The 11216-nt window shown below is 65.8% G+C and carries 10 protein-coding genes; 6 read left to right on the forward strand and 4 right to left on the reverse strand.

All coding sequences use genetic code 11. The features are described 5' to 3' along the window. Positions 1–211, forward strand: a 211-nt coding sequence (locus ABWP92_RS13945) for a LysR substrate-binding domain-containing protein (protein ID WP_353235997.1), incomplete at its 5' end; no start/stop codon positions are given. Between the two features lie 112 nt (positions 212–323). Here ABWP92_RS13945 and ABWP92_RS13950 read toward each other — a convergent pair. After that, positions 324–1358 carry an LD-carboxypeptidase gene (locus ABWP92_RS13950; RefSeq protein ID WP_502907539.1) on the reverse strand — a complete coding sequence of 345 codons (1035 nt, stop codon included), beginning with the start codon at positions 1356–1358 and terminating at the stop codon, positions 324–326. Between the two features lie 100 nt (positions 1359–1458). Continuing rightward, on the reverse strand, positions 1459–2856 hold the full coding sequence (tadA, locus tag ABWP92_RS13955; RefSeq protein ID WP_353235998.1) for a tRNA adenosine(34) deaminase TadA: 1398 nt from the start codon (positions 2854–2856) through the stop codon (positions 1459–1461). A gap of 272 nt (positions 2857–3128) precedes the next feature. Between tadA and ABWP92_RS13960 the strand changes: the two genes are divergently transcribed. From ABWP92_RS13960 to ABWP92_RS13970, 3 genes are all read left to right on the forward strand, one after another. Further along, positions 3129–5132, forward strand: coding sequence for a peptidase U32 family protein (locus ABWP92_RS13960; protein WP_353235999.1), 2004 nt, complete (start codon positions 3129–3131; stop codon positions 5130–5132). Positions 5133–5157: 25 nt separating this feature from the next. Further along, positions 5158–5847: a 3'-5' exonuclease gene (locus ABWP92_RS13965; RefSeq protein ID WP_353236000.1), complete on the forward strand. Its 690-nt coding sequence runs from the start codon at positions 5158–5160 to the stop codon at positions 5845–5847. A gap of 185 nt (positions 5848–6032) precedes the next feature. Beyond that, the gene (locus tag ABWP92_RS13970) at positions 6033–7316 is read left to right on the forward strand and encodes an O-acetylhomoserine aminocarboxypropyltransferase/cysteine synthase family protein (protein WP_353236001.1); all 1284 of its coding nucleotides are present in this window, start codon (positions 6033–6035) and stop codon (positions 7314–7316) included. 22 nt (positions 7317–7338) lie between these two features. Here ABWP92_RS13970 and egtB read toward each other — a convergent pair whose 3' ends face one another. Continuing rightward, positions 7339–8616, reverse strand: a complete 1278-nt coding sequence (gene egtB / locus ABWP92_RS13975) for an ergothioneine biosynthesis protein EgtB (protein WP_353236002.1) — start codon at positions 8614–8616, stop codon at positions 7339–7341. Positions 8617–8664: 48 nt separating this feature from the next. After that, positions 8665–9549 carry an L-histidine N(alpha)-methyltransferase gene (gene egtD, locus ABWP92_RS13980; protein ID WP_502907540.1) on the reverse strand — a complete coding sequence of 295 codons (885 nt, stop codon included), beginning with the start codon at positions 9547–9549 and terminating at the stop codon, positions 8665–8667. Positions 9550–9944: 395 nt separating this feature from the next. On the opposite strand from egtD, the gene ABWP92_RS13985 reads away from it, so the two are divergent. Together ABWP92_RS13985 and ABWP92_RS13990 are read left to right on the forward strand one after the other, a co-directional pair. Then, complete coding sequence (locus ABWP92_RS13985) at positions 9945–10334, forward strand: hypothetical protein (protein ID WP_353236004.1); 390 nt, start codon at positions 9945–9947, stop codon at positions 10332–10334. A gap of 18 nt (positions 10335–10352) precedes the next feature. Continuing rightward, on the forward strand, positions 10353–11195 hold the full coding sequence (locus ABWP92_RS13990) for an alpha/beta fold hydrolase (protein WP_353236005.1): 843 nt from the start codon (positions 10353–10355) through the stop codon (positions 11193–11195). Positions 11196–11216: the final 21 nt, after the last annotated feature.

An 11216-nucleotide genomic window follows, 5' to 3' on the forward strand; every position in this document is an offset into this window, starting at 1 on the left:
GATGGTCGATCGCGGCCTGGGCGTGGCGCTGGTGCCGGATACGGCGCTGAACCTGCCGGATGGGCAGAGCGTGGTGCGCCTGCCCCTGCCCGATGCCACGCAGTCGCGGCGATTCGGCGTGATGTGGCTGCGCTCGTCCTCGCGCCTGACGCTGATCCATAAGCTGGTGCAAAGCGCGCGCTCGATACTGCGCCAGCGCGCGCGCCGCTGACTCGAGAAACACTTCCCGCATCGCAACACCCCGTCGCGGAACCGATCCGGCAGCCTGACGCGGAATCCGCCAGCGGAATGTGGCGAGCCGCTGCCCCAAGCGCGCGGCGAACTCAGTGCGCGTGGCCCCAGTAGATCAGCGCGTCGCGCCCTTCCACCGACAGCGACACGTTCGCGCCCACCGGCAGCAGCACCTTGGTGGCCACGTGGCCGAAAGGCAGGTTGGTCAGCACGGGCGCCTTGATCTGCGAGCGCACCCAGTCGATGGCCGACTGCATCTTGTACCCCTTGTCGTGCGGCGCCAGGCGGTAGCCGGTGAACTGGCCCATCACGACGGCCTTCTGGTTCTTGAGCACGCCCGCCTGCAGCAGTTGCGCGAACATGCGCTCGACGCGGTAGGGATGCTCCGCCACGTCTTCGAGGAACAGGATGCCGCCCTTGACCTGCGGGAAATACGGCGTGCCCAGCAGCGAGCACAGCATCGCCATGTTGCCGCCCCACAGCGTCGCGTTCCTGATGTATACGTCGGGCACGGCGGGCTTGCCGCCCTCCAGCGGCTTCTCGTGGTTCATGCGCCAGCCGCTGCCTTCGCCGTGGCCGGTGAACAGATCATCCAGGCAGGCCAGCATGATGTCGTCGGGCTCGCCTTCCACGCCCAGGTCGGCGACGAGCGACGGGCCGGACCAGCTCGTCGCCCCGGTCTGCGCGAGCAGCGCGTTCTGCAGCGCGGTGAAGTCGCTCTGGCCGATGAAGCGCGTGCCCTTTTCCACCGCCTTTGCGAGCGCCTTGTACTTGATGCCCGGGAGAATGCGCGAGAGGCCATACCCGCCGCGCGAGATCAGCGCGATGTCCGCGCCGCTGGCCGCCGCCCGGTGGATGGCGGCAAGGCGCGTTTCATCATCGCCCGCGAAGCGGGTGCTGCGGGCCAGCGCATCCTGGTCGATCTCGACCTCGTGCCCCATGGCCTTCAGGCGCGCCACGCCCCGGCGGAACGCGGCCTTGTCGAGCACCGCGCTGGAGGGCGAATAAACGTAGATGTGCTGCGGGCCGTGGTTGTGGCCGCAGGCGGCATGATCTCCATGCCCGTCATGCGCGTGCGCGTCATGCCCGTGATCGTGTTCCTGATGTGCTTTCTGTCTTGTAGCCAACTCGGTTATCAGGCGGCTGCGCGCCTGCTCCAAAAATAAGGTGATGACCGCCGCGGGCCGGCATGCGAAAAAGCCGGGCGGAAACCAGCCACGGCGGCGGTCAGGATGGCGTGAAGTATTCCACAGCGCGCATGGCCGCGTCGGCGCCGTGTTCCGTCATGAAGTGATCCAGTGGGGAAATGCGCATCAGGCCAGGCCCGTTGCCGATGAGCTTCAGCAGCCGCTGCGTGGCGTGGCCGCCTGCCAGCACGTCCTGCCCGCCTTCGATCAGCAAGGCTTTCCCGCGCCATTCATTGCGCCAGAACTCCAGCGCGCCGCGCAGGGTTTCCTCGTCACCCGCATCCCCGATGAAAGAGGCGAATGCCCGCACCGCCGCGCGGTATCCGGCATCGGGAAAAGGCGCATCCCAGGCCGCCGTCCCGGGGCCCGCGCCCGCGATCTGACAGCCGACGGAAAGACGCGGCTTGCGGGCGAACATGTTCCGCCATTGTTCCAGTTCAACGGACAGCGGGACGCCCGCTTCGGGCACCCAGGAATTCACCGCCACCAGCGCGCCGAACCGCTGCGGCAACGCCGCCACGGCGGCCATGCCCGGCCATCCGGCAAGCCCGTGGTTGACCAGCACCACATCCCGCAAATCCAGCCGCTGCACCAGTTCCCCGAGAATCCGCGCATGCCACGCCAGCGTATGCGCGGACTCCTTCTTGGGCTTGTCGCTTTTGCCGAAACCGATCAGGTCCACGGCCACCACGCGCTCGCCCGCCGCCAGCAGCACGGGAATCCATTCGCGATAGACGTAGCTCCAGGTGGGATGGCCATGCACCAGCAGCCAGGTGCGCGCGGCCTGCCTGGGCCCTTCGTCCAGATAATGCAGCCGCAGGCCGCCAAGCGACGGCAGATCGCTGACGTAACGGGGCGGCCAGGGATAGCCGGGCAGATGCGCGAAGGCGGCGTCCGGCGTGCGCAGCGCGTCCTCGCGCAGGGGATGCGCGGCAAGGGCCTGGGCGCGCTGCTCCTTGCGCCGCGCGCGGAAGAAATCGCCCAGGGCCGCGCCGCATTCATCAGCCAGAACGCCGCCCAGAATCTCGGTCTGGTGGTTCAGCCTCGGCTCGGCGAAAAGATCCGTCACCGAGCCCGCCGCACCGGTCTTTTCATCGGCCGCGCCAAACACCACGCGCGGCAGCCGGGCGTGCAGCATCGCGCCGGCGCACATGGGGCATGGCTCCAGAGTGACGTACAAGGTGCAGTCTTCCAGCCGGTAGTTGCCCAGTTGCCGTGCCGCCGAGCGCAGCGCCACGATCTCGGCATGCGCCGTCGGGTCATGCCGCGAAATCGGCGCATTGCGGCCCGTGGCGATCACCACGCCGTCCTTCACCAGCACCGCGCCCACCGGCACCTCTGCATCCGAGGCCGCCTCGCGCGCGAGTCTCAAAGCCAGCCGCATGCCCTCTTCATCGCTTGCGCACGCGCTGCCGACAGTCGCTTCCACGCTCGTCATGACCCGTCGCTCCCGCCTGCCGCCAGGCCGCAGCATCCGGGCCCGGGCGGGAACATGGCGAACACTCCCCCGCGCATCGACAGGAGCAGGGGATCGCGGTTGCCGGACTGGTTGAATGGCGGCGGCTGGTACATGGGAAGGAACGCTCGTCAGAGTGCAAAACGCAGGAATTCCCCAGCACTTTAGCGGCAAAGACCGCTCGGCGGACGCAACCCGCCGCGCAATTCCCGCAAAACGCGGCCAGCGCGCCTTCCTGAGATAATCGCGCCCTTATGTCTCTCCTGCCCCACCAGCTCGAACTGCTTTCCCCGGCGCGCGATGCCGATATCGGCATGGAAGCCGTCAACCATGGCGCGGACGCCGTCTACATCGGCGGCCCGGCTTTTGGCGCGCGCGCGACCGCGGGCAACGACATTCGGGACCTGGAGCGCCTCATCAGGCACGCGCACCGCTTCGGAAGCCGCATTTTCATCACGCTGAACACCATCCTGCGCGACGATGAACTCGAAGGCGCGCGCCAGATGGCCTGGCAGGTCTACAACGCGGGCGCGGATGCGCTCATCATCCAGGACATGGGCCTGCTGGAACTCGACCTGCCGCCGATCCAGCTGCATGCCTCCACGCAGACCGACATCCGCACGCCAGAGAAGGCGCGCTTTCTGCAGGATGCCGGGCTTTCGCAGATCGTGATCGCGCGCGAGCTGGACCTGCGGCAGATCCAGGCCATCCGCGAAGCCACCGACGCGGATCGGACCACCATCGAGTTTTTCGTGCACGGCGCGCTGTGCGTGGCCTACTCCGGCCAGTGCTTCATCAGCCACGCGCACACCGGGCGCAGCGCCAACCGGGGCGACTGCAACCAGGCCTGCCGCCTGCCCTACGAAGTCCTGGACGACAAGGGCCGCATCATTGCGCACGAGAAGCACGTGCTCTCGATGAAGGACAACAACCAGAGCGACAACCTGCGCGCGCTGATCGACGCGGGCGTGCGCAGCTTCAAGATCGAGGGCCGCTACAAGGACATGGGCTATGTGAAGAACATCACGGCCCACTACCGCAAGCTGCTGGACGCCATCATCGAAGAGCGTGAATTCTCCAGTGCTCCCCTGGCCCGGTCCTCCTCGGGCCGCACCACGTTCACCTTCGAGCCCGATCCGGACCAGAATTTCAACCGCGAGTTCACCGACTATTTCGTGAATGGCCGCCAGGACGACATCGGCGCATTCGACACACCCAAGACGCCGGGCCGCGCGATCGGCTGGGTCACGCAAGTGGGCGACAAATGGTTCGAGCTGGAAACCTCGGACAAGGGACTGGAGCTGCACAACGGCGACGGCCTGTGCTACTACGACCTGCAAAAGGAACTGGTGGGCGTGCACATCAACCGCGCCGAATGCGTCAACGCCAAGAAAGGCATCTGGCGCGTGTTTCCCAAAAATGAGATCGCCGAGTTCAAGGACCTGCGCAAGGGCCTGGAGATCAACCGCAACCGCGACATGGACTGGATACGCACGCTGGACAAGAAATCCAGCGACCGCCGCATCGGCCTGTGGGCAGAGCTGCGTGAAACTGCCGACGGCTTTGCGCTGCAGCTGACCGACGAAGACGGTTTCACCGGCAGCGCCACCATCGCCCAAGCCCATCAGGCAGCCACCGATACCGCAAAGGCAGAAATCTCGCTGCGCGAACAACTGGGCCGCTTTGGCGCTACGGTCTTTGCCGTACACGACATCAGCCTGCAGATTTCGCAGCCCTGGTTCGTGCCAGCCTCGGCGCTCAACCAGCTGCGCCGCGATGCCGTGGCCGCACTGGAAGAAGCCCGTGCCAAGGGCTTCGTTCGCCTGCCGCGTGCCAAACCCGTGGAGCCGCCTGCTCCTTTCCCTGAAGACACCCTGACCTACCTGGCCAATGTGTTCAACCACAAGGCGCACGACTTCTATGTGAAGCATGGTGTGAAGGTGATCGACGCAGCCTACGAGAGCAAGGAAGAGGAAGGCGAAGTCTCGCTGATGATCACCAAGCACTGCGTGCGCTTCTCGATGAGCCTGTGCCCCAAGCAGGCCAAGGGCGTGATCGGCGTGAAAGGCACGATCAAGGCCGAGCCGCTGCAGCTCATCAACGGCAAGGAAAAGCTCACGCTGCGCTTTGACTGCAAGCCCTGCGAGATGCACGTGGTGGGCAAGATGAAGCGTTCGGTCATCAACCAGCACATGAAGGAGATGCGCGAGCATCCCATGCAGTTCTACCGCACGCGCCCCGCCCGCCAGGCTGGCTGAACCCGGGCCCGCACTCCTCTTGTCCATGCCGCGCCGAAAAGCTCCGACCAAGGACGAATCCGCACTCCTGCCGCCCTTCGCGGCCCTGCCCGATTCGGCCATCCACATTCCCCGCACCGAGGCGGAGTTCGAACAGGCGCGCCATGCCATGCTGGACGCCCGGGTGCTGGGCTTCGACACCGAAAGCAAGCCGCTCTTCCAGGCGGGCGCCAAGGACACCGGGCCGCACCTGGTGCAGTTCGCCAGCACCACGCAGGCGTGGCTGCTGCAGATGCGCCATCCGCGCGCGCTGGCCCTCACCCGCGAGATATTGGAAGCCTCGCACATCGTCAAGGCGGGTTTCGGGCTGGACAACGACCGGCACCAGTTGCAGGGCCGGCTCCAGGTGGTGATGCAGAACGTGCTCGACCTGGACCGCGTGTTCAAGCGCCACGGCTTCGGCTCGTCCACCGGAGTGCGCGCGGCGGTGGCGCTGGTGCTCGGCCAGAGCCTGCGCAAATCCAAGAAGGTCACGACCTCCAACTGGTCCGTCGAGCGCCTCGGCGACAGCCAGCGCCGCTACGCCGCCAACGACGCGCACGCCCCCGCCATGGTGTACGCGCACCTGCCCCAATGGGAGGCGCTCCAGCCGCCGCTGCCCGTGCAGCGCCCGCCCCGGCGGCGCCAGCCCGCTCCCGCCGCCAGGCAGGACGTCGGCCCCGCGCTTGATCCCTGACGGGCGCAGGCATTCCGCCTGGCGGCATCCGTCCCGAACGGGATAAGCTCATAGCCATTGTGTCGTTCACCTGGCCGCGTTCAAGGGCAACAATGTCCGATGCTGTGACAATGGACCCGCGAAATCACATCGCCGCGTCCATCCTCTTTTGTTCATCCACCACACGCTGATTGGAGCCTTGCGTCATGCGCATCGAAACCCTGGCCGTTCATGCCGGCTATTCCCCCGATCCCACCACCAAATCGGTGGCCGTGCCGATCTATCAGACCGTCGCATATGCATTCGACAGCGCGCAGCACGGCGCGGATCTGTTCGACCTGAAGGTTCCGGGCAACATCTACACCCGCATCATGAATCCGACCAATGACGTGCTGGAAAAGCGCGTCGCGGCGCTCGAGGGCGGCGTGGGCGCGCTGGCGGTGTCCTCCGGCATGGCGGCCATCGCCTATGCGATCCAGACCATCGCGGAGGCCGGCGACAACATCGTCTCGGCCAGCACGCTCTACGGCGGCACCTACAACCTGTTCGCCCACACGTTCCCGCAGCAAGGCATCGAGGTGCGCTTTGCCGACCCGCGCGATCCCGCCAGCTTCGAGCGGCACATCGACGCCAGAACCAAGGCCATCTTCATCGAGTCGATCGGCAACCCGCTGGGCAACGTCACCGACATCCGCGCGCTGGCCGACGTGGCGCACCGCAACGGCGTGCCGCTGATCGTGGACAACACCGTGCCCAGCCCCTACCTGCTGCGTCCCTTCGAGCACGGCGCCGACATCGTGGTGCATGCGCTCACCAAATATCTTGGAGGCCATGGCACGGCCCTTGGCGGCGCCATCGTCGACAGCGGCAAGTTCCCCTGGGCGGAGCACAAGGAACGCTTCAAGCGCCTGAACGAGCCCGACGTGAGCTACCACGGCGTGGTCTATACCGAAGCGCTGGGCCCTGCGGCCTACATCGGGCGCGCGCGCGTCGTGCCGCTGCGCAACATGGGCGCTGCCCTCGCGCCGCAAAACGCCTTCCAGATCCTGCAGGGCATAGAGACCCTGGCGCTGCGCATGGACCGCATCTGCGAGAACACGCAGACCATCGCCGAGACGCTGCAACGGCATCCCAAGGTGGAATGGGTGCGCTATGCGGGACTGAAGGACCACCCGGACCACGCCATCGTGCAAAGGCAGTCCGGCGGCCGCGCCTCGGGCATCCTGTCGTTCAGCCTCAAGTCGGACGGCGAGGACGCCCGTGCCGCGGGCGCGCGCTTCCTGGATGCGCTGAAGCTGTTCACCCGTCTGGTGAACATCGGCGATGCGAAGTCGCTCGCCACGCACCCCGCCTCCACCACACACCGCCAGTTGGATGCTGCGGAACTCGCGAAGGCCGGAGTGACCGAGGGCATGGTGCGGCTGTCGGTCGGCATCGAGCACATCGACGACCTGCTGGCCGATCTCGAACAGGCCCTGCAGGCAGTCTGAGCGCACACTTTCTCCAGGTGCCTCAAAGCGCTGGCGCAAGGCTCCGCGCCAGCCTCAGTCCCGTGAACTGCCAGCGCGCGCCAGCGGGAAAGAAGTTGCGGTACGTGGCGCGGACATGGTCGGCGGGCGTCGCGCACGAGCCGCCGCGCAGCACGTACTGGTTGACCATGAACTTGCCGTTGTATTCGCCCACGGCGCCTTCGGCGGGAACAAACCCGGGATAGGCGGCGTAGCTCGAGCTGGTCCACTGCCACACGCTGCCCTGCAGATGCAGCGCATCGCCGATTTCGGCCATGGGATGAAAGACCCCCGCATCGGCGAAGCAGGCCGCATCCGGATTCGGCGCGGCGGGCCCGGCCGATGCGCAGACCTCCCACTCCGCCTCGGTGGGCAGGCGCGCGCCCGCCCAGCGCGCGTAGGCATCCGCCTCGAAGTACGAAAGATGAACGACCGGCTGATCCAGGGCCAGCGCGGTCTCGCCATGGAGCGTGAACTCGCGCCACTCGCCCCGCGGTCCAGCCTGCCGCCAGTATGCGGGCGAGCCGATCCCGTTCGCGGCGGCCCAGTCCCAGCCCTCGGCCAGCCATAGCGCGCAATCGCGGTAGCCGCCATCCTGGATGAACGCGAGGTATTCCCCATTGGTCACCAGGCGCGAGGCCAGCTCGAAGGGCTGGAGATAGACGCCGTGGCGCGGGCGCTCGTTGTCGAACGAGAAACCGCCGCCCTCATGCCCGATCCGCGCCATGCCTCCCGCATGGGCGATCCAGCGCGGCGTCTTCAGGGAGGTTCTCGCGCGCGAGACCGGCCGCGGCGCCTGGTATGCGGGCCAGGAGGGATGGCATGACAGCAGGTGCTTGATGTCGGTGAGGATCAGCTCCTGGTGCTGTTGCTCGTGCTGCAGACCCAGCTCCGCCAGCCGCGCAAGCGATGCGTCCCCGCCTCGCGCCAGCAGGCGCGACATGCGCTCATCCACCGCGTCGCGGTAGCGCAGCACGGTGGACAGGTCGGGCCGCGTGAGCAGCCCGCGCCTCGGCCTGGGGTGCCTGGGGCCGACGCCGTTGTAGTAGGAGTTGAACAGCATCCGGAACGTGCTGTCGAAGGGCTTGAAGGCCGGCTCGAAATGCTCGAGCACAAAGGTTTCAAAGAACCAGGTGGTGTGCGCCAGATGCCATTTCACCGGGCTGCAATCCGGCATGGACTGCACGCAGCAGTCCTCGGCGGACAAGGGACGCGCCAGCGCGCGCGTGATGTCGCGGATACGCTGGAAACGAACGTCGGGCGCGCACGCTTGTTCGTTCACCGGCAACCTCCTCCCATGGAAAGCCGTCCCACCCCGGACATGGCTCGCCTACCACGCATGGACAACGGCGAAAAAGCCGCGTTCATCGCTCCAGCTGCGCCAATGCGCAAAGCCCGCCTCCCCGAGCATCGAAGCAAACGACTCCCGGGAATACTTGTAGCTGTTTTCCGTATGGATGCGCTCGCCCGAGGCGAAGTCGCGCCCGCCGCCGCGCCAGCGCACCCGCTGCTCGCCCACGGCTTCAAGGTGCATCTCGACGCGCGAGAGTCCGGCATCGAAGAGGGCGACGTGCTTCCAGCCGTCGGGCTTGAAATCACCGCCGATGATGCGGTTGGCATGCTCCAGCACATTGCGGTTGAAGGCGGCCGTGACGCCCGCCGCATCGTCATAGGCCGCCTCGAGCAGGTGCGCCGGCTTGGGCAGGTCGAAGCCGATGAGCAGGCCGCCCTCCTCCTGCGCGGGCCCCAGGAGTTCGCGCATCCGCGACAGCAGCCGCACCGCCTGCGCGGGCTCGAAGTTGCCGATCGACGATCCCGGATAGAACACCAGCCGGTTGCCGCGCGGAACGTCGGCGGGCAACTCCAGCGACCGGGTGATGTCCGCGGCCACGGCGCGCGCGCGCAGCCACGGCATGTTCTGCGCCAGGCGCGTGACCGCGTGCCGCAGGTGATCGAAGGAAATGTCCATGCCTATGAATTCCCGGGCCTGGATGCGCAGGCACAGCGCGCGCGCCTTCTCGCAGTTTCCCGCGCCCGGCTCGATCACGGTCCTGTCCGGGCCGACGGAGTCCGCGATGGACTCTCCATGGCGCTGAAGAATCGAGCGCTCGGAGCGTGTCAGGTAGTACTCGGGCAATTGGGTGATGGCCTCGAACAGCGCCGATCCCCGCTCGTCATAGAGGAATTTGGGAGAGATGACCGCCCGCGCCTGCATCAGGCCGGCGGTGATCTCCCGCTCCAGGAGCCCGCCGTCCTGTGGCGGCTGCCCATCGGCGGGCAAGCCTGCGCGGACGTCCTCTTGCTGCACGAATGAAAGACGCGGCCCGTCCGCGCGCAAGCGCGAGGGCGATGAAGTCGAGGTCATAGCCGCGAGCTTAAAAGCGCGGGCCGCGCCATAGCGACAGCGGCAGCGCACACGTCCCGTAGGACTCAGCTTGCACTCGTTTATACGGCTAGTGAAAACCCTCATCAGAAAAATGTTGCGAGCAGTACAAACAATTCAGAACATATGTTCTACTACTCAGAACCATTACAAATCAACTGCCCGGCAAAAAGGCCCGGGCATACCGGGACACCCAATGCCTGGAACAGAACACGGAGACAAGCGCCATGCGTCAGGAAAACCTGCTGGAAATCTTTGAATCCATCCCCTCGGCCGTCAATCAGGATGCGCATCTGGTCCATCGCGGACGTTTCACGCATGCGCTGCTGAAAATCTCCATCGATACGGCGACGTACCTGATGGAAATACGCGGCGGAAAAATCACGCAGCTGACCCGGGAAATGCCGCTCTTCCAAACGGCGGATCTGAGCATCCGCGCGAACGCGCAGGCGTGGGCGGCTCTGTGGGAGAAGTTTCCCCGGCCCGGCTCGCACGACATCTTTGCATTGCACAAGCGGGGCGCGATGGCCATCGAAGGGAATTCACATCTTCTCTTCTCCAACCTTCAATACATCAAGGACGTCCTGAGCACGCCGCGCCGATTCCACGGCGCGTGAATCCGGGAGCACACCAATATGCATGGAACCATTGAACCCATTACCGGCAAATACCTGCACGTGGACATCATGGGTGAGCCCTGCCGCGTGTATTTCGAGGAAAACGGACAAGGCATTCCGCTCGTGTGCCTGCACACCGCCGGATCGGACAACCGCCAGTACCGCCATCTTCTCTGCGACGAGGAAATCACCGGCAAATACCGCGTGATCGCCTTCGACATGCCATGGCATGGCAAGTCGTACCCTCCCGCCGGTTTTCAGGACAAGGACTACGAGCTCACCACCGAGCGCTACGTCCAGACGATCCGCGCATTCTGCTCGGCCCTGCAACTGGACAGGCCGGTGGTCATGGGCTGCTCGATCGGCGGACGCATCGTCCTGCAGCTCGCCCATGCGCATGGCGAGGAATTCCGCGCGCTGATCGGACTGGAGGGCGCGGATTATCAAAGCCCCTGGTATGACACGAGCTGGCTCAACCGCCCCGACGTGCACGGCGGCGAAGTCTGCGCCGCCCTGGTGTCCGGCCTGATCGCGCCGCGGAGCCCGCAGGAGTATCGCCACGAAACGCTGTGGCAATACAAGCAAAGCGGGCCGGGCATATTCAAGGGCGATCTGTATTTCTACCGGGTCGATTCCGACCTGCGCGGAAAGCTGGGGGGAATCGATACGGAAAAAACCCCGCTTTATCTGCTGACCGGGGAGTACGACTTTTCATGCAGCCCGGAAGACACCGTCCGCACGGCGCACGGCATCCCGGGCGCCAAGGTGACCGTCATGCAGGAAGTGGGCCATTTCCCCATGAGCGAGAACCCGCAACAGTTCAGGAAATACATCCTCCCCATCCTGAACGAGATTGCCTGACAAGCGCATTCACGCCACTTA

Origin of the sequence: Diaphorobacter ruginosibacter, from assembly GCF_040396215.1 — a bacterium.
GTDB lineage: Bacteria > Pseudomonadota > Gammaproteobacteria > Burkholderiales > Burkholderiaceae_C > Diaphorobacter_A > Diaphorobacter_A ruginosibacter_A.